Source organism: Sphingomonas sp. S-NIH.Pt15_0812 (assembly GCF_003951315.1).
Lineage (GTDB): Bacteria > Pseudomonadota > Alphaproteobacteria > Sphingomonadales > Sphingomonadaceae > Sphingomonas.
Window position 1 is genome coordinate 86,528 of sequence record NZ_QLJH01000004.1, and the last position, 18,656, is coordinate 105,183.

General features: G+C 68.3%; 14 protein-coding genes. 8 read left to right on the plus strand and 6 right to left on the minus strand.

The features are described from left to right. The first annotated feature begins 260 nt into the window (after positions 1-260). From glgA to treA, 4 genes are read left to right on the plus strand one after another with little or no spacing between them, the layout of a single operon-like run. Positions 261-1,709 (plus strand): glycogen synthase GlgA, encoded by a 1,449-nt coding sequence (gene glgA, locus BRX43_RS04035; protein WP_125993688.1) that lies wholly within the window; start codon positions 261-263, stop codon positions 1,707-1,709. Further along, positions 1,706-3,319, plus strand: a complete 1,614-nt coding sequence (locus BRX43_RS04040; protein ID WP_125993551.1) for an alpha-D-glucose phosphate-specific phosphoglucomutase — start codon at positions 1,706-1,708, stop codon at positions 3,317-3,319. The genes glgA and BRX43_RS04040 overlap by 4 nt, the downstream gene beginning before the upstream one ends. Positions 3,320-3,333: 14 nt before the next feature. Beyond that, positions 3,334-5,184, plus strand: coding sequence for a glycogen debranching protein GlgX (glgX, locus tag BRX43_RS04045; protein ID WP_125993689.1), 1,851 nt, complete (start codon positions 3,334-3,336; stop codon positions 5,182-5,184). Further along, positions 5,181-6,731 carry an alpha,alpha-trehalase TreA gene (gene treA, locus BRX43_RS04050; RefSeq protein ID WP_241214752.1) on the plus strand — a complete coding sequence of 517 codons (1,551 nt, stop codon included), beginning with the start codon at positions 5,181-5,183 and terminating at the stop codon, positions 6,729-6,731. The genes glgX and treA overlap by 4 nt, the downstream gene beginning before the upstream one ends. Before the next feature lie 18 nt (positions 6,732-6,749). Here treA and BRX43_RS04055 read toward each other — a convergent pair whose 3' ends face one another. Then, positions 6,750-7,253 (minus strand): hypothetical protein, encoded by a 504-nt coding sequence (locus tag BRX43_RS04055; protein WP_125993552.1) that lies wholly within the window; start codon positions 7,251-7,253, stop codon positions 6,750-6,752. Positions 7,254-7,524: 271 nt separating this feature from the next. Here BRX43_RS04055 and BRX43_RS04060 point away from each other — a divergent pair, with 271 nt between their 5' ends. Both BRX43_RS04060 and BRX43_RS04065 read left to right on the plus strand, forming a co-directional pair. Continuing rightward, positions 7,525-10,512 carry a TonB-dependent receptor gene (locus BRX43_RS04060; RefSeq protein WP_125993553.1) on the plus strand — a complete coding sequence of 996 codons (2,988 nt, stop codon included), beginning with the start codon at positions 7,525-7,527 and terminating at the stop codon, positions 10,510-10,512. A 103-nt stretch (positions 10,513-10,615) separates the two neighbouring features. Then, positions 10,616-11,893, plus strand: coding sequence for an aspartyl/asparaginyl beta-hydroxylase domain-containing protein (locus BRX43_RS04065; RefSeq protein ID WP_125993554.1), 1,278 nt, complete (start codon positions 10,616-10,618; stop codon positions 11,891-11,893). 7 nt (positions 11,894-11,900) lie between these two features. Here the strand turns inward: BRX43_RS04065 and BRX43_RS04070 are convergent, their stop codons facing one another. From BRX43_RS04070 to cyoA, 5 genes are read right to left on the minus strand one after another with little or no spacing between them, the layout of a single operon-like run. Next, the gene (locus tag BRX43_RS04070) at positions 11,901-13,358 is read right to left on the minus strand and encodes a sulfotransferase (protein WP_125993555.1); all 1,458 of its coding nucleotides are present in this window, start codon (positions 13,356-13,358) and stop codon (positions 11,901-11,903) included. Between the two features lie 56 nt (positions 13,359-13,414). Then, positions 13,415-13,837, minus strand: a complete 423-nt coding sequence (gene cyoD, locus BRX43_RS04075) for a cytochrome o ubiquinol oxidase subunit IV (protein ID WP_125993556.1) — start codon at positions 13,835-13,837, stop codon at positions 13,415-13,417. Next, complete coding sequence (locus BRX43_RS04080) at positions 13,834-14,508, minus strand: cytochrome (ubi)quinol oxidase subunit III (RefSeq protein WP_125993557.1); 675 nt, start codon at positions 14,506-14,508, stop codon at positions 13,834-13,836. Before BRX43_RS04080 ends, cyoD begins: the two co-directional genes overlap by 4 nt. Beyond that, complete coding sequence (cyoB, locus tag BRX43_RS04085; RefSeq protein WP_125993691.1) at positions 14,505-16,544, minus strand: cytochrome o ubiquinol oxidase subunit I; 2,040 nt, start codon at positions 16,542-16,544, stop codon at positions 14,505-14,507. Before cyoB ends, BRX43_RS04080 begins: the two co-directional genes overlap by 4 nt. Positions 16,545-16,549: 5 nt before the next feature. Next, the gene (gene cyoA / locus BRX43_RS04090; RefSeq protein WP_241214753.1) at positions 16,550-17,392 is read right to left on the minus strand and encodes a ubiquinol oxidase subunit II; all 843 of its coding nucleotides are present in this window, start codon (positions 17,390-17,392) and stop codon (positions 16,550-16,552) included. 70 nt (positions 17,393-17,462) lie between these two features. Here cyoA and BRX43_RS04095 point away from each other — a divergent pair, with 70 nt between their 5' ends. Both BRX43_RS04095 and BRX43_RS04100 read left to right on the plus strand, forming a co-directional pair. Further along, positions 17,463-18,326, plus strand: coding sequence for a CoA ester lyase (locus BRX43_RS04095; RefSeq protein ID WP_125993559.1), 864 nt, complete (start codon positions 17,463-17,465; stop codon positions 18,324-18,326). A gap of 135 nt (positions 18,327-18,461) precedes the next feature. Next, entirely contained in the window at positions 18,462-18,653 is a 192-nt protein-coding gene (locus BRX43_RS04100) for a hypothetical protein (RefSeq protein WP_125993560.1), read from the plus strand. Positions 18,654-18,656 lie beyond the last annotated feature (3 nt).

An 18,656-nucleotide genomic window follows, 5' to 3' on the forward strand; every position in this document is an offset into this window, starting at 1 on the left:
ACCCCGGCGACGGCGAGCCCCCTGTTCAAGTCGGGTGAGTATGGCGGCATGGGCTTGCGCTCCTGCGGACGCAGGAGCCTAGAGCCAAGCAAAACGACGCCTTATGGGATGCGCAACCCTGGACTCCTGCGTTCGCCGGAGCACGGTGGCCACTCTCGCAAAGGTCTAGCCTCCGCCGGGGTGGCCAAGTGTCTCGCGGCGGTTCCGCTTCCGCCAAGACGTCCGATGACGACCCCGCACACAGCCCCATGTCAGGCCCGATCATGACCCCCGTCCTCTCCGTCGCGTCCGAATGCTATCCGCTGGTCAAGACCGGCGGGCTGGCCGATGTGGTCGGCGCGCTGCCCGCAGCGCTGGCGCCGCACGGCTTCGCCACCTCGACGCTGATCCCCGGCTATCCGGCGCTGGCGAACCATATCCGGGCCGGTACGGTGGTGCATCACTGGCCGCACCTGCTCGGCGTCGAGGCGCGGCTGGTCGAATCGCGGCTGGGCGACCACCCGCTGCTGATCCTCGACGCGCCCGCCTTGTTCGCGCGCGACGGCGGCCTCTACACCGACCAGGGCGGCAAGGACTGGCCCGACAACTGGCGGCGCTTCGCCGCGTTGGCCCGCGCCGCTGCCGATCTGGGCAGCGGCGCGGTGCCGGGCGGCGAGTTCGCCATCGTCCATGCCCATGACTGGCAGGCGGCGATGGTCCCCGCCTATCTGCGCTTCGCCCCCGGCCCCGGCCCGGCGGCGCGCACCGTGGTGACGATCCACAATATGGCGTTCCAGGGCTGGTTCGACGCCTCCGTCTTCCATGATCTGGGCCTGCCGCACCACGCCTTCCAACTGGACGGGGTGGAATATTATGGCGGCGTCGGCTTCCTGAAGGCGGGTCTCGAATCCGCCGATGCGATCACCACCGTCTCGCCCACCTATGCGCGCGAGATCCGGCATGGCGATTTCGGCATGGGGCTGGAGGGGCTGATCGCCGCCCGCGCCGACAGCGTCAGCGGCATCGTCAACGGCATCGACCCGGCGGTGTGGAACCCGGCGACAGACCCGCTGCTCGCCGCGCGCTACGATGTCGACACGCTCGACCAGCGCGCCACCAACCGCGCCGCGATCGAACAGGCGTTCGGCCTGACGCCGGGAGAGGGTCCGATCTTCACCGTCGTCAGCCGCCTGACCTGGCAGAAGGGCATGGACGTGCTGGTCGAGGTGCTGGACGATCTGGTCGCGCTCGGCGGCCGGCTCGCCTTGCTCGGCTCGGGCGATGCCGGGCTGGAACAGGGGTTTCGTGACGCGGCCAGCCGCCATCCCGGCCGCATCGGCCTTTGCATCGGCTATGACGAGCCCCTGTCGCACCGCTTGCAGGGCGGCGCCGACGCGATCCTGATCCCGTCGCGGTTCGAGCCGTGCGGCCTGACCCAGCTCTACGGCCTCGCCTATGGCTGCGTCCCGGTCGTTGCCCGGACCGGCGGTCTGGCCGATACGGTGATCGACGCCAACGAGGCCGCGCGCGCCGCCGGGGTCGCGACCGGCATCGTCCATGACGGTGTCACGCGCGAGTCACTGATCCACGCCATCACCCGCGCCACCGAGCTGTTCGCCGACCGGGCGACGTGGGAGATGATGCAATCCAATGGGATGCGGGCCGACTTCTCCTGGACGGAGAGCGGCCGCCGCTATGCCCGACTCTATAATAGCCTGGGGGCCGCATGATCCGTACCGTAGAATCGACGCCATATACCGACCAGAAGCCGGGCACCTCGGGCCTGCGCAAGAAGGTGCGCGTCTTCCAGCAGCCCAATTATGCCGAGAATTTCATCCAGTCGGTCTTCGACGCGATCGACGACAAGGACGGGGCGACGCTGGTGATCGGCGGCGACGGCCGCTTCCTCAATCGCGAGGTGATCCAGGTCGCGATCCGCATCGCCGCCGCCAATGGCTTCGGCCGGGTGCTGGTCGGCCGGGGCGGCCTGCTCTCGACCCCGGCGGCGAGCCACCTGATCCGTAAGCGCCGGGCGCTGGGCGGGCTGGTCCTGTCGGCCAGCCACAATCCCGGCGGGCCGGACGAGGATTTCGGCATCAAGTACAATGTCGCCAATGGCGGTCCCGCGCCGGAGAAGGTGACCGACGCGATCCATGCGCGTACCCTGACCATCGACCGCTGGCTGACCGTCGAGGGCGCGGATATCGACCTCGACACGCTCGGCACGGTGTCGGTCGGCGACATGACGGTCGAGATCGTCGACCCGGTCACCGACTATGCCGCCCTGATGGAGACGCTGTTCGACTTCGACGCGATCCGCGCCGCGAACCTCACCATGGCGTTCGACGCGATGAGCGCGATCACCGGCCCCTATGCGACCGAGATTCTGGAGAAACGACTGGGCTTCGCCGCCGGCACGGTGCGCAACGGCACGCCGCTGCCCGATTTCGGCGGTCATCATCCCGACCCCAACCTGGTCCATGCGCGCGCCCTCTACGACACGATGATGGGGCCAGACGCGCCCGATTTCGGCGCGGCCTCGGACGGGGACGGCGACCGCAACCTGATCATCGGGCGCGGCCGCTTCGTCACGCCCTCGGACAGCCTGGCGATGCTGGCCGCCAATGCGCATCTCGCCCCCGGCTACCGCGACGGGCTGAAGGGCATCGCCCGCTCGATGCCGACCAGCGCCGCCGCCGACCGGGTCGCCGACAGGCTCGGCATCCCCGCCTATGAGACGCCGACCGGCTGGAAGTTCTTCGGCAACCTGCTCGATGCCGGCATGGCGACGATCTGCGGCGAGGAAAGCGCCGGCACCGGATCGGATCACGTCCGCGAGAAGGACGGGCTGTGGGCGGTGCTGCTGTGGCTCAACATCCTGGCGGCCACCGGCCGGTCGGTCGACGCGATCGCGCGCGACCATTGGGCGACCTATGGCCGCAACTATTATGCCCGCCACGATTATGAGGGCGTCGAAAGCGCGCGTGCCGATGCGCTGATGGCCGAACTGCGCGGCAAGCTGGGCGACCTGCCCGGCACCGCGATCGGCGACCTGATGATCGAGACGGCGGACGATTTCGCCTATCACGACCCGACCGACGGTTCGGTCAGCCGCAACCAGGGCGTGCGCATCCTGTTCGCCGGCGGCAGCCGCGTCGTGTTCCGCCTGTCGGGCACCGGCACCAGCGGCGCGACGCTGCGCGTCTATCTGGAACGCTATGAGGCGGAGCGCATCGACGAGGACACCACCGCGATGCTCGCCGATATCGTCGCGGCGGCGGATGCGGTGGCCGGCATCGTCCGCCACACCGGTCGCACCGAACCCGATGTGGTGACGTGAGCGACGGCCAGGGGATGCTCGGCCGGCTGGGACGGCGGGTCGGTGCGTTCCTCTGGCCGCCCGCCCCCGAGGCGGGCACGCTCGGCGCGCATCCGGTGGAGAGCCGCACCCGCTTCGCGGTGCGCGCGCCGGATGCGTCGATGGTGATGCTCTGCCTGTTCGGCGCCGGCGGCGAGCGTCGCGTGGCGATGATCCGCCATGACGACCAGTGGCGCGCCGATGTGCCGGGCGTCGGCCCGGGCGACCTGTACGGCTATCGCGCCGATGGCCCCGCCGCGATGGGTTTCGACCCGGCGAAGCTGCTGGTCGATCCCTATGCGCTCGAACTCGACCGCCCCTTCGCCTATGATCCCCAGCTCGGCCAGCGCGGCGTCGACACCGCCGATCTGGTGCCCCGCGCGATCGTGCCGGTTCCCTGGACCGACGATCCGCTGCCGCCGCGCCGCTTCTGCCCAGGCGGCTTCATCTATGAGCTGAACGTCCGCGGCTTCACCATGCGCCATCCCGAGGTGCCCGCCGAGCAGCGCGGCACGATCGCGGCCCTGGCGCATCCCGCCGTCATCGCCCATTTCCGCCGGATCGGAGTCGACGCGATCGAACTGATGCCGATCGTCGCCTGGATCGACGAGCGGCATCTGGGGCCGCTCGGCCTGACCAATGCCTGGGGCTATAATCCGGTGGCGATGATGGCGCTCGATCCGCGCCTCGCCCCCGGCGGCATGGATGAGCTGCGCGCCACGATCGCGACCTTGCGCGAGGCCGGGATCGGCGTGATCCTGGACATGGTGTTCAACCATAGCGGCGAAAGCGATCTCGCCGGCCCGACGCTGTCGCTGCGCGGCCTCGATCCCCTATCCTATGCCCATGCCCCGGACGGCAGCCTGATCAACGATGCCGGCACCGGCAACACGCTGGATTTCGGACGGCCGCATGTCCGCACGCTGGCCCTGGACAGCTTGCGCCACTTCGCGCGCATGGGGGTGGAGGGATTCCGCTTCGACCTCGCCCCCGTTCTCGCCCGCTCGCCCGGCTTCGACCCGCAGGCGCCGATCTTCGCCGCCATCGCGGCGGACCCGGTGCTGTCGACCCGGATCATGATCGCCGAACCCTGGGACATCGGCCCCGGCGGCTATCGGCTGGGCGCGTTCCCCGACACCTGGCTGGAATGGAACGACCGGTATCGCGACGATGTCCGCCGCTTCTGGCGCGGCGATCTGGGCGTGGGCGCGCTCGCCACGCGGGTCGCGGGGTCGTCTGACCTGTTCGGCCGCTCCGCCCACACCCGCAGCGTCAACTTCATCAGCGCGCATGACGGCTTCGCGCTCGCCGATGTGGTCAGCTATTCCGGCCGCCACAACCAGGCCAATGGCGAGGAAAATCGCGACGGCCATGCCGAGGAGGTCTGCTGGAACAACGGCGTCGAGGGGCCGAGCGACGATCCCGACATCCGCCGCCGCCGCGACGCCGATATCCGTGCGCTGCTCGCCACGCTGTTCGCCTCGCGCGGCACGGTGATGCTGACCGCCGGCGACGAGTTCGGCCGCAGCCAGGGTGGCAACAACAACGCCTATGCGCAGGACGAACTGTCCTGGCTCGACTGGACCGGGCGCGACACCGCGCTGGAGGCATTCGTCGCGCGGCTGGCTGCGCTGCGCCGCGCCGGGCCGTTCGCCGACCAGCATTGGCTGGCACAGGCCGACTGGCGCGACCTGAGCGTGCGGCCGATGACGTCCGAACGCTGGCAGGCGGCGAACGGCTTCGTCCTGCGCCTGCCGATGGGAGCGGAGATGCTGACCGTGCGGATCGACCGCGACGAACGCCGCGTCACCTTGGCCCGCAGCACCCTGTTGGAGAGCCGCCCGTGAGACGTGGCCTGACCCTCGCCGCCACCGCCGGCCTGATGGCCGCCTCCCCCGCTACCGCCCAGACCAGTCCGACCGCCATGCCCCCCTCGCCCGCGCAGATCTTCGGTCCGCTCTACCAGGCGGTGGAGATGCGTCGGATCTTCCCCGATTCGAAGACCTTCGCCGATGCGGTGCCGAAGCGACCGGCCGCCGCGATCATGGCCGCCTATCGCGCCTGCGCCTGTGACGACGATGCGGGCCTGCGCCGGTTCGTCGCGGCGCATTTCGCGCTCGCTCCCGACGCCGCGCCGCGCCCGCAGGAGAAGCTGCCCCTGATCGCGCATATCGACCGACTATGGCCGCAACTGACCCGCACCACGCCGACCGTGCCGCCCGGCGCCTCCGCCCTGCCGCTGCCCCGCCCCTATGTCGTGCCCGGCGGGCGCTTCCGCGAGATGTATTACTGGGACAGCTGGTTCACCATGCTGGGTCTGCAAGCCTCGGGGCAGCAGCGGCTGGTCGAGGACATGATCGTCGATTTCGGCAGCCTGATCGATCGCTACGGCCATATCCCCAACGGCACGCGCAGCTATTATCTCAGCCGGTCGCAGCCGCCCTTCTTCTACCTGATCGCGGCCATGTCCCGCGACCCCGCGACGCTCGCCACCCGCACCCGCCAGCTCCGCGCCGAACATGACTGGTGGATGCGCGGGGCCCAGGGGCTGCCCCCCGGCGGCGAAACGGCGCGCGTCGTGCGGCTGGCCGACGGCACGCTGCTCAATCGCTATTGGGACGATCGCGACGATCCGCGCGACGAAAGCTATCGCGAGGATGCCGAACTGGCGGCGGCGACACCGGATCGCGATCCGCGCCAGCTGTATCGCGACCTGCGCGCGGCGGCGGAAAGCGGCTGGGACTTTTCCTCGCGCTGGCTGGGCGACCGGCGCACGCTGGCGACGATCCGCACGACGCGGCTGCTGCCGGTCGACCTCAACAGCCTGATGGTCGGGATGGAACGCGCGCTGGCCGACCAGTACCGGGCGCTGGGCGATCGCAAGGCGGCCGAGGCCTTCGCCCGACAGGCCGAGGCGCGCGCCACCGCGATCCGTCGCTGGATGTGGAATGGCCGCTTCTTCGCCGACTACGACCTGGACGCCAGGACGGTATCGGACCAGCCGACCGCCGCCATGACCTTTCCGCTGTTCACCGCCATCGCCACGCCCGACCAGGCGCGCGGCGTGGCGGCGGCGCTGGCCCCGCTGATCGGCGAGGGCGGCGTCCGCACCACGCCGGTCGCCTCGGGCCAGCAATGGGACGATCCCAATGGCTGGGCGCCGCTGCAATGGGTCGCGATCGCCGGCCTGCGCCGCTATGGCCTGGCCGCCCCCGCCGACCGGATCAAGGCGGGCTGGCTGGCCACGGTGAAGCGCGAATATACCGCTTCGGGCAAGCTGCTGGAGAAATACGACGTCACCGAGCGCAAGCCCGGCGGCGGCGGCGAATATCCGACCCAGGACGGGTTCGGCTGGACCAACGGCGTGACGCGGGCGCTACTGGCGGAGCGGTAGGCGCATCCGTCCCCGGCGTTAGCGCAACCGGCGCACGCGTACCGCGCGTCGTCCCGGCGCGCTCGCGACATAGCTGCCCAACGTCCCGGCCTTGATCGTCACCTCGTCGCCCTTGCGGAGCGGCACCATCACGGCTTCGGTCGAATCCCATGATCCGCCCCCCTCGACCCGGAACCGGAACATCCCGCCGGGCAAGCTGCTGACATCCTCGACGCGGCCGACGAGCTGACGCAGCGGCTCGTCATCCTCGCCTTGCCCGAACAGGCGGATCGACGGCAGCGAGAAGCCGAACAGCGACCGTTTCGCCTGGCGGACCTCGGCCCGGTCCAGCACCACCACATCCTTGCGGCGACGCGCATCGTCTAGCGACGCCGCCGCCCGATCGAAACAGGCCAGCCGTTCCGCATCGGCAGCGATCCGCCGGCACGCCGTCAGTTGATCGAACGCGCCATCAGCGGACGACGACGGCGCCCCTCCTTGCACGACCAGAGCGGCCGCCATGACCATGTTCAGCATGCACATCCAATTATCATCGCGAAAAAGGCGAATGCGGCAGAATTACCTACCAATAGCATCATCATGCTGACATTCCTTGGTTACCATGGCAAATACAATTAGGTAAGCCTCGATGCCTTAGTTGCTCAAAGGCAACACAAATTTGCTTTTTTGCTGATAAATTTCAATGAGAATTCGACAAGATCGGCGCGTCGCGTATGTTTCCCGCATCCTAGCGTCGAAAGCTCGCAGGTGATCGTCAATTCCAGATCGACGGTAAAAAGGGATCCAAATTTTGATGCGCAATCCATTCCGTTCGCGCCTGCTGCACACGACGCTGCTCGTCGGGTCCGCGGCATTCGCTTCGCCTGTCGTGGCGCAGACCGCGCCCGCGACCCAGGAAACGCAGCAGCAGGCCACCGATGCCAACACGCCGGCCCCGGCCGACCAGGGCGGCGACATCGTCGTCACCGGTACGCTGATCACCAACCCGAACCTCGTTTCGTCGAGCCCGGTCAACACGGTCTCCGAAAACGAACTGACCCTGCGCAACATCACCAATGTCGAGCAGATCGTGCGTGAACTGCCGGGCGCGGTGCCGGGCATCGGCGCGGCCGTGAACAACGGCAATGGCGGCTTCTCGACCGTCAACCTGCGCAACCTCGGCGCCAACCGCAACCTCGTCCTGCTCGACGGCAACCGCCTGGTGCCCGCGGCGGCCGGCGGCACGGTCGACCTCAACAACATTCCGGCGGCGCTGGTGCAGCGCGTCGACATCCTGACCGGCGGCGCTTCCACCTCCTACGGCGCCGATGCCGTCTCTGGCGTCGTCAACTTCATCACCAAGCGCGATTTCGCCGGTGTGCAGGCTTCGGCCAGCCAGCAGATCACCGAGCGCGGTGACGGCAACATCTTCAACTCGGACCTGACGATCGGCGCGAACTTCGACGACGGCCGGGGCAATGCGGTGGTCAGCCTCGGCTATCAGGAAGCCGACGCGCTTTATCAGGGCGATCGCGACGTTTCGGTCTACACGATCGGCTCGACCAACGGCGTCGCATCCGGCGCGTCGCCCACCTCGGTCCCGACCGGCGTGGATTTCGGCGCGGGTCAGCTCCAGGTCAATCCGGGCAACACCGCGCTGGTTGCGGCCTATGCGCCGTTCAACTTCAGCCCGTACAATATCTTCCAGACGCCGTTCAAGCGTTACAACATGTACGCCGCGGCACATTACGAGATTTCGGACAATCTCGAAGTCTATAGCCGTGGCCTCTTCTCTAAGAACACGATCGACACGATCATCGCGCCGTCCGGCATCTTCGGTGAGTCGCTGACCATTCCGGGCAACAATCCCTATTTGTCGGCCGGCCTGCGCGACCAGATCTGCGGCCTGAACGGCATCGCCCTGGGCGCGACCTGCAACAACAACACCGCATTGTCGCTGCCGGCCGTGTACCGCCGCACGGTCGAGATCGGCCCGCGCATCTCGCGCTACACCACGCAGGTATTCGACTATAAGGCCGGCCTGCGCCTGAAGTTCTCCGAGCACGCCAAGCTGGACGTGTCGGGCGCCTATGGCGAGAACGACCTGAACCAGACGCAGTCGGGCTATGTGCTCCGGTCGCGCGTGCAGCAGGCGCTGAACGCCACCAACACCACGACCTGCACCGTCACCACCAACAACTGCGTGCCGCTCAACCTGTTCGGCCAGGCCGGCTCGATCACCCCGGACCAGGCAGCGTTCCTGAACGGGCAGAGCACGATCCAGATCCAGACCGCCCTGTCGCAGGCGCGCGCGGTGCTGAACGGCGATTTCGGCACCACCCTGCCCTGGGCGAGCGAGCCGATCGCATTCGCGGCCGGTGGCGAGTATCGCAAGTATACCTATCGTCGCATTCCCGACGCCTATGCGCTGTCGCCGGGCGAGCTGGGCGGTGCGGGTGGCGCCATCCTGCCCTTCTCGGGCGGCTATGACGTGCGCGAAGCCTATGGCGAAGTCATCGCCCCGCTGGTCGCCGACAAGCCCTTCTTCCGCGCCCTGACGCTGGAAGCCGGCGTCCGCTATTCGGACTATAAGGTCCAGGCCGCCAACAATCCGAGCTTCAACGCCACCACCTGGAAGGCCGGCGCGAGCTGGGAGCCGTTCCCGGAGCTGAAGTTCCGTGGCAACTATCAGCGTGCGGTTCGCGCACCCAACATCGGCGAGCTGTTCACGCCCAGCGTCACCAGCCTCGACAATCTGCTGGTCGATCCGTGCGCGGGCGCGGCGCCGGTCGGCAATGCCAACCTGACGCTCGCCTGCCGCAACCAGGGCGCACCCGCCGCGGCGATCGGTCTGATCCAGAACCCGGCCAGCGGCCAGGTGAACGTGACCGGCGGCGGCAATCCGAACATCCGTCCGGAAACCGCCGACACCTACACGCTGGGCGTCATCATCCAGCCGCGCGGCCTGGTGCCGGGCCTGAGCGTCGCGGTCGATTACTTCAACATCAAGGTCAACGACGCGATCACCTTCGCCACGCCGAACGACATTCTGGGTGCCTGCTTCGGCAACAACCCGGCGACGATCACCGCCGCGCAGGCCGCATCGAGCGCCTGCACCGCGATCCGCCGCAGCACGGTCAACGGCCGTCTCAGCGGTTCGTCGGCGACGGTGCCGGGCCTGCCCCAGCCGCTGACCAACAACGGCCGCCTGGCGACCGACGGCATCGACCTGAACGCCAACTATGCGCGTAACTTCGGCGAAGTGGGGCTCAACCTGAGCTTCCAGGGCACCTGGACGAACAAGAACACCTTCCAGGCTTCCAGCACGTCCTACTCCCGCGACTGCGTCGGCTATTACAGCGTCAACTGCCAGTCGATCCAGCCGGAATGGGCCTGGAACCAGCGCACGAGCCTGACCTTCGGGCCGGGTACGCTGTCGCTGCTGTGGCGTCACATCGGCGCGGTCCAGTATGAGGGCCAGGCATCGGACTTCGCGGCCCGTGGCTTCACCACCGCGAACCGCAGCCTGTTCAACGGCACGATCACCGGCCCCAGCCCGCTGGCCGGTCAGAGCTACAACTTCAACCGCATCGGCGCGTACGACTATTTCGACCTGTCGGTGCAGTTCGATGTCACGGACAACTTCACCTTCACGGTGACGGGCCGCAACATCGGCGACCGCAAGCCGCCGGTGGTCGGGTCCTCGGCCGGTGCCACCGCATTCAACAGCGGCAACACCTATCCGTCGACCTACGACGTGCTGGGTCGTTCGTTCGCCGTGGCCGGCAAGCTGCGCTTCTAAGCACGGCACCAACGATGGTATCGAGGAAGGGCGGCCCGCTGGGTCGCCCTTTTTCGTAGGGCCGTTGCTGCCTCCCTTTCCCCATCCAGGACGGAGCGTCCGAATGCCTCCCCTTCCCGCATCGGTTCAACAGCGTATCGCCGCCGCCGGGCAGGCCCGCCAGCGCGGCGCGCATGACGAGGATCGCCGCCTGCTCGACGAGGCGCTCGCCCTGGCCCCCGATCACCCGCAGCTACTGAACGCACGCGGGATGCGCGCGCTGGCCGATGAGGATGCGGCCATGGCGGCGCGCTGCTTCGCCACCGCCGCCGCGCAAGACGCGAACCAGCCGATCCTGCGGATCAACCTGGCCACCGCCCATCGGCTGGCCGGCGACGATGCCGCGGAACGCAAGGCCCTGGAAGAGGCTCTCGCCCTCGACCGGCGCCACCTGACCGCCCAGTTGCGCCTGGCCGAACTGCACGAACGCCGCGCCGAAACGGTGGAGGCGATCCGCTGCTGGAGCGCGGTGGTGCAGATCGCCGCCCTGCTACCAGAGCGCAGCCCCGCCATCGTCGAGGCCGTCGCCCGTGGCGAACGCTTCCTGGCGGAACAGACCCGCGCTCTGGGCGACCGCATCGCGCGGAGCGTGCCCGGACTGGACGATGCCGCCAACGGGACGGCAGGCGCGCGCCGCTTCGCCGCCTGCGTCGATACGCTGCTCGGACGGCGGCGCATCTATACCAATCAATGCGCCGGCCTGCATTACCCCTTCCTGCCAGCCGTCGAATTCTTCGATCGCCCGCTCTTCCCCTGGTTCGGGGCGCTGGAGGCGCGCACCGCCGCGATCCGCGCCGAGGCGGAGGCGCTGTTGCGCGAGGGCGTGCCCCATATCCGTCCCTATGTCCGGCAGGAGGCGGGCACCCCCGTCAATCCCTGGTCGAAGCTGGACCACGACCTTGCCTGGAGCGCCTGTTTCCTATGGGAATATGGCGTTCGCAACGACGCCGTGTGCGAACGCTGCCCGGCAACCGCGGCAGCACTGGCGGCGATCCCGCAGAACGACAGCCCCGGCAAGGCACCGACCGCCTTCTTCTCGATCCTACGGCCGGGCGCGCATATCCCGCCGCATACCGGCGTCACCAACACCCGATCGATCGTGCACCTGCCGCTGGTCGTACCCGAGCGATGCCGTTTCCGGGTCGGCGGCGAGACGCGCGCCTGGCGCGAGGGCGAGGCCTTCGCTTTCGACGACACGATCGAGCATGAGGCCTGGAACGACAGCGACGACCTGCGGATCGTGCTGATCTTCGACATCTGGAACCCCTATCTGGAGGCCGAGGAGCGTTCGATGCTGAAGGCGCTGTTCCACGCCACCGGCCAGGGGACGATCGCGCCCTGAACCCGGCTCATGCCATGCCGTCGAGCAGGTCGCCCAGGTGTTCGCGGAACGCCGCCAGCGGCCCGGCATAATGCCGCCAGCGGTCGACCGATCGCTGGTGCAGCGGCTGGCGGACCTGCCAGACGCTCGCCGTACGCACGATCGCATCGCCCCGCTCCGGCGCCAGCACCGCCGGGTCCCAGGGCAGGCCGGCAAAGTCGGTCAGCGCGCGTATCGCCGGCTCGGGGTCGGCGACCAGGGCCTCGTACCGGATCTGGTGGATGTCCCCAGGATAACTGCGTTGCCAATGATCCATCAGGCGGCGGCATTGCCGATAGTAATGCGCGGCATCGCCCAGGTCGTGGCCGTAGCGGATATGATCGTCGAAATAGAGGAACCAGACCGACAGGATATTGTCCAGCGGCTGCCGTACGGTGTGGACGATCCGCGCATCGGGGAACATCTGCTTGATGAGCCCGACATGCAGGATGTTGTCGGGTCGCTTGTCCGTGATCCGCAGCGTTCCGACGAGCGGCCGCACCTCCGCCCGGTAGCGATCGCGCAGGGCGGTGAGTCGGTCTTCGTCCAGCGACGGTAGCGTGCGGGGGTAGCCCGGGATCGCATGGGCCAGCGCCGGGATGATCTCCAGCTCGCCGGCCGCATGGACCATCGGGTGGCGGGCCAGCATCTGTTCGGTCAGGGTGGAGCCCGAGCGGAACATGCCGCAGATGAAGATCGGCGCGGCCTCGGCCTCCGGACGGGCCTGCGCCCGCCCCGGCGTTGCCGCGATCAGTTCGTCGGTCAGCCGTTCCTGCGCGGCACGATCATAGCGGAGGCGCGGATCGCTTGCCCGCGCCGCCGTCCGGTTGGCAGCGGTGAAGGCGGCAAAGGCGGCGTCATAATCCTCCAGCGCATCCAGCGCCGCGCCCAGTGCGAAGCCCATCTCTGCCGCCGCCACCGGCGGCAGGCCGGGCCGCGCGAGCAGGTCGCGCAGCTGGTCGACGGCGATGGCCGCGCGACCCTGATGGATGTCGATCATCGCCAGCCGCGCCCGGGCGCGGCCATTGCCGGCATCGATCGCCAGCGCCTGCCGATAGGCCGCCTGCGCCTCGGTCGCCGCGCCGCGATCCTCGTAGAGATTGCCCAGGTTCAGCCAGGCGGGCAGCGAGTCCGGCGCGGAGGCCAGCGCCAGCCGCAATTCCGCCTCCGCCGCGTCCGGCCGGTCGCAATGTTCGGACAGGATGACGGCGCGGTTGAGCCGTACCTCTTCGGGCCGATCGATACCCGCCGCGATCGCGCGATCATAGGCATGGAGCGCCGCCTCGAACTCCCGCGCACATCGCAACAGATAGCCGAGATTATACCAGTCGTCCGGTCCACCGCGTACCTTTGCCAACAGCGCGCGATAGGCCTGGATGCCGTCATCGACGCGCCCTTCGCTCAAGGCCTGGATCGCACGGCGGCGAAGATCGGGTTCCACGGTCATAGCCCATGGTCATGCAAGCCGCCGGCGGGTGGATCAAGCCGGTGATGCACCCTCGCCTAACGCTGCATGTCCATCGCCACGCCCATCGGCATCAGGTTGTGGTCCAGATGGCGCATGATCCACAGGCTGCCGACCAGCACCAGCGCGACGATCAGCACGCCGAACGCCAGCGCCAGCACGTTGTTGGTATTGTCCGGCCCGGTGGTGATGTGGAGGAAGAAGACCAGATGGACGCCCATCTGCGCCACCGCCAGCGCGATCAGCGCGACCGGCACGGCGGGGCCGAAGATCGCATGGCTGCCTGCCGCCCAGAAGGACGCCCCCGTCAGGATCGCCGCCAATAGGAAGCCGATGGCATAGATGCCGACCGCCTTGCGCACATCGGTCTTGGCGTCCGCCTCCTGCTCGCCCGGCGCGGCATGGCCATGGCCCTGCCCGGCAGTGCGTGTATCGTCGACATGGCTGTGTTCGTCGCTCATGCGCCGCCTGCTCCCATCAGATAGACCACGGTGAACAGCGCCACCCAGATGATGTCGAGCGCGTGCCAGAACAGGCTGAAACAGGCGATCCGCCGCAGGATGTCGTCACGGAATCCCTTGGCCCATACCTGCGCCATCATCGTCGTCAGCCAGACCAGGCCCAGCGTGACATGGACGCCGTGGCAGCCGACCAGCGCGAAGAAGGCGGACAGGAAGGCGCTGCGTCCCGGCCCCGCCCCCTCGCCGATCAGATGGGTGAACTCATAGAGCTCGCACGCCAGGAACGCCGCGCCGAACAGCGCGGTCGCCGCCATCGCCACCTGGAACCAGCGGGTCGACCGCTGCACGGCCGCGATGCCCGCCAGCCCGCAGGCGAAGCTGGAAAGGAGCAGCAGCACCGTCTCCGTGGCGACCAGCGGCAGCTCGAACACGTCCGTGCCGGTCGGGCCACCGGCGGTCGCGCCGACCAGCACCGCATAGGCGGCGAAGAAGCCCGCGAACATGATGAAGTCGGACAGCAGGAAGATCCAGAAGCCATAGGCGACGACGATCCGCTTGGGCGCCGGCCCCTGCTCGCTGATCGGCACCGTGCCATGGCCCAGCCGGTTGGGATCGCCCTTCCCGCTTGCGGACCGGGGGGACGGGCTGGGGGCAGTGGTCGCGGCGCTCATGCCGGGCGCTCCATCGGGATGTCGAGCAGCCGGGCCTTGGCCTCGCGCCGGTCGCGGTCGATCGCCTCCGCCTCCTCGGCGGTGACCTGATATTCGGCCTCGTCGCGCCAGGCGAAGACGACGAAGGTCGCCCAGGCCCCCAGGAAGCCGAGGATCACCAACCACCAGATATGCCAGACCAGGGCGAAGCCCATCGCGGTCGCGAAGAAGGCGGTGACGATCCCGGTCGGGCTGTTGCGTGGCATTTCGAAATGATCGTAATCGGGCAGGTCGCTCAGCTGCCGGCGGTCGCGGGCGCTGGACTTGATGTCCCAATAGGCTTCCTCGCCCTCGACATGCGGCAGCGCTGCGAAGTTGAAGGCGGGTGGCGGCGAACTGGTGATCCATTCCAGCGTGCGGCCATCCCAGGGATCGCCGCTGGCATCGACCAGATGCTCGCGATTCCGGACCGATACCCAGATCATGCGGATCTGGCAGGCGATGCCGCACAGGATCAGCAGCGCGCCGCCCCCCGCCGCGATCAGCCAGGGCTGCCAGCCGGGCACGTCATAATGTTGCAGCCGCCGCGTCATCCCCATCAGGCCCAGCACGTAGAGCGGCATGAAGGCCAGGTAGAAGCCGGTGATCCAGAACCAGAAGGCGCGCTTGCCCCAGGTCTCGTCCAGCGTGAAGCCGAATGCCTTGGGCCACCAATAGGTCGTCCCCGCGAACGCGCCGAACAGCACGCCGCCGATGATGACGTTGTGGAAGTGCGCGACCAGGAACACCGAATTGTGCAGCACGAAATCGGCCGGCGGCACCGCCAGCAGCACGCCGGTCATCCCGCCGATCACGAAGGTGACCATGAAGCCGATCGACCAGAGCATCGGCGTGGTGAAGCGAATCCGCCCGCCATACATGGTGAACAGCCAGTTGAAGACCTTCACCCCGGTCGGCACCGCGATGATCATCGTCGTGATTCCGAAGAAGCCGTTGACGTCGGCGCCCGCCCCCATGGTGAAGAAATGGTGCAGCCAGACCATGAACGACAACAGGCAGATCACCATCGTCGCCAGGATCATCGAGCGATAGCCGAACAACGGCTTGCCCGAGAAGGTCGACACCACTTCGCTGAAGATGCCGAAGGCGGGCAGGATCAGGATATAGACTTCCGGATGACCCCAGGCCCAGATGAGGTTGACGAACATCATCTGGTTGCCGCCGGCCTCGTTGGTGAAGAAGTGGAAGCCGAGATAGCGGTCGAGCGTCAGCATCGCCAAGGTGGCGGTCAGGATCGGGAAGGCGGCGACGATCAGCAGGTTGGTGGCCAGCGATGTCCAGCAGAACATCGGCATCCGCGTATAGCCCATGCCGGGCGCGCGCATCTTCAGGATCGTCGTCACCAGATTGACGCCGGACAATAGCGTGCCGACCCCCGATATCTGGAGCGCCCAGAGATAATAGTCGACGCCGACGCCGGGGGAGAAGCGCAACTCGCTGAGCGGCGGATAGACCACCCAGCCGGTCTTGGCGAACTCGCCGACCACCAGGCTGACATTGACCAGCAGCGCGCCCGCGGCGGTCAGCCAGAAGCTGACCGAGTTGAGCGTCGGGAAGGCGACGTCGCGGATGCCGAGTTGCAGCGGCAGCACGAAGTTCATCAGCCCGATCATGAACGGCATCGCCACAAAGAAGATCATGATCGTGCCGTGCGCGGAGAAGATCTGGTCGTAATGGTCGGGCGGCAGGTAGCCGGGGTTGTTATAGGCGATCGCCTGTTGCGAGCGCATCAGCAGCGCGTCGGAAAAGCCGCGCAGCAGCATGACCGCCGCCATCGCGCAATACATGATGCCGATCTTCTTGTGGTCGACGGAGGTGATCCACTCCTTCCACAGATAGGGCATATAGCCCCGCTTCCACGCCCAGCCGAGCGTCGCCAGCACCACCGCGCCGACCAGCCCCGCCGCGACCAGGGGCAGCGGTTCGGTAAAGGGAATGGAGTCCCAGCGCAGCTTGCCGAAAACGGGCGAGATCTGCCCCGTCTCCACGGATTGCAGCCGGCTCAATGCTTCGACTCCCGGCCGCTCTTGGCGGTCTCGCGCACCGGCGCGCCGCCATTGGCGACGATCCGATCGTAGAGGCGCGGCATCACCGCGCGGAAGGTGACGGTCTGCGCGAGGCTGTCCGCCTCGGCCAGGCGCAGGAAGGTCGGGCCGTCGAGCACCGGCCCCTGCCCGCGTGCGGACGCGGCCCAGCGCTGGAAGGCGGCGGGCGGCACCGCATCGACGAAGAAGGTCATGTCGGCGAAATGCTCCCCGCTATAATGGGCGGACAGGCCGCGATATCGGCCCGGCCGGTCGGCCTGGAGGTGCAGCTTCGAATCCATTCCCGACATGGCGTAGATCTGGCTTCCGAGCTGCGGCACGAAGAAGCTGTTCATCACCGTGCCGCTGGTGATGCGGAAGTTGATCGGCGTTCCGGCGGGGACGACAAGCCGGTTGACGGTCGCGATCCCCTGTTCGGGATAGATGAACAGCCATTTCCAATCGAGCGCAATGACCTGCACGGACACCGGGCGGACGCGCGATTCGAGCGGCTTCTCCGGGGCGAGCGCATGGCTGCTGGTCCAGGTCAGGCCGGCGAGGAAGATGATGACCAGGGCGGGCACCGACCAGACGAGCAGTTCGATCTTGCCCGAATAGGTGAAGTCGGGGCGGAATTTGGCGCGGGCATTGCCGGCGCGGAACCACCAGGCGAAGGCCAGGGTCGCCAGGATCGTCGGCACGACGATGCCGAGCATGATGGCCAGGGAATTGACCAAGACGGTCTTGTTGCCCGCCGCGACGGGTCCGGCGGGATCGAGCACACCTTGCGAGCAGCCGGCCATCGTCAGGCCCGCCGTCACCGCCAATGCGCTCCGCCATCTGGGCGACACCATCGCTTCCGATCACCCCCTGAACCGTCTATCCTCGGGCATGACCATGACGAACCGCCGCTGTCGCGCCGCCCTGTTCCTGCCCGCCTCGAACGCGCGGGCGATCGAGAAGGTCCGTGGCCTGACCTGCGATACGGTGATCCTCGACCTGGAGGATGCGGTCGCCCCCGAAGCCAAGGCGGCGGCGCGCGACGCGGCGGTGACGGCGGCGCATCGGGGCTTCGGTGACCGGCGACTGGTGGTGCGCGCCAATGCCGTCGGCACGCCCTGGCACGACGACGACCTCGCCGCGCTGGCCGGCGCGCCGGTCGATGCGGTGCTGCTGCCCAAGCTGGACGATGCCGGGGCTTGCGACGCGGCGCGGCGGGCGCTTGGCGCGAACGGCCCGGCGCTCTGGGCGATGATCGAGACGGCGCGCGGGCTGATGGCGCTGCCCGCGCTCGCGGCGGGCGCGGCCACATGGCGGCTGGAGGCGCTGGTCGCCGGCACCAACGACCTGGCGCTCGACCTGCGCTGCCGCCCCGATGCGGCGCGCACGCCGCTGGTCCCGCATCTGGCGGCGATCGTGGCGGCGGCGCGCGCGGGCGGGATGATCGCGCTCGACGGCGTGCTCAACGCGATCACGGACGCGGCGCGGCTGGCGGCGGAATGCGCGCAGGGCGCGATGCTGGGCTTCGACGGCAAGACGCTGATCCACCCCAACCAGGTCGCCGCCGCCCAGGCCGCCTTCGGCCCGACCGACGCCGAACTGGCCTGGGCTGCCCGCGTGGTCGCCGCCTTCGCCGCCCCCGAGGCCGATGGACGCGGCGCGATCGCGCTCGACGGCGCGATGGTCGAGCGCCTCCATCTGGCGGAGGCCGAACGAATGCTGGCGGAGGCAGGCACCCCTTCCAGTGCAAGCTGAATCCAGTCCCGATCGCCAGAGACACAAAGGCTCGTCCAGCCGACCGCGCCCCTGGCGTCGTCGCGCAAATGCTTGTCCCCGGATCGAAACCCATTGCCGCCGGGTTCAGGCGGCACGACATTCGGAGAATGGACGATGGGACAGGTGGAGAGCAACTGGCTGACGGGCAGCCTGTGGATGATCGTGGTGTTCGTCGGCGCGTTCGTGCTGTTCGGCGTGATCCTGTGGGCCCGCGCGAAGAACAAGGCGATCCCGCCCGAACAGGAGCGCCGCAGCGAACAGGCGACGCGCGACCTGTACCACAAGGACGAGACACCCCGATCCTGAACG

Excerpts from the sequence above, each read along its gene's own strand:
- BRX43_RS04100 (WP_125993560.1), top strand. The coding sequence starts at position 18,462 with ATGGGACAGGTGGAGAGCAACTGGCTGACGGGCAGCCTGTGGATGATC.
- BRX43_RS04080 (WP_125993557.1), bottom strand. The coding sequence starts at position 14,508 with ATGAGCGCCGCGACCACTGCCCCCAGCCCGTCCCCCCGGTCCGCAAGC.
- BRX43_RS04070 (WP_125993555.1), bottom strand. The coding sequence starts at position 13,358 with ATGACCGTGGAACCCGATCTTCGCCGCCGTGCGATCCAGGCCTTGAGC.
- BRX43_RS04040 (WP_125993551.1), top strand. The coding sequence starts at position 1,706 with ATGATCCGTACCGTAGAATCGACGCCATATACCGACCAGAAGCCGGGC.
- BRX43_RS04065 (WP_125993554.1), top strand. The coding sequence starts at position 10,616 with ATGCCTCCCCTTCCCGCATCGGTTCAACAGCGTATCGCCGCCGCCGGG.
- cyoD (WP_125993556.1), bottom strand. The coding sequence starts at position 13,837 with ATGAGCGACGAACACAGCCATGTCGACGATACACGCACTGCCGGGCAG.
- glgX (WP_125993689.1), top strand. The coding sequence starts at position 3,334 with ATGCTCGGCCGGCTGGGACGGCGGGTCGGTGCGTTCCTCTGGCCGCCC.
- BRX43_RS04055 (WP_125993552.1), bottom strand. The coding sequence starts at position 7,253 with ATGTGCATGCTGAACATGGTCATGGCGGCCGCTCTGGTCGTGCAAGGA.
- BRX43_RS04060 (WP_125993553.1), top strand. The coding sequence starts at position 7,525 with ATGCGCAATCCATTCCGTTCGCGCCTGCTGCACACGACGCTGCTCGTC.
- BRX43_RS04095 (WP_125993559.1), top strand. The coding sequence starts at position 17,463 with ATGACCATGACGAACCGCCGCTGTCGCGCCGCCCTGTTCCTGCCCGCC.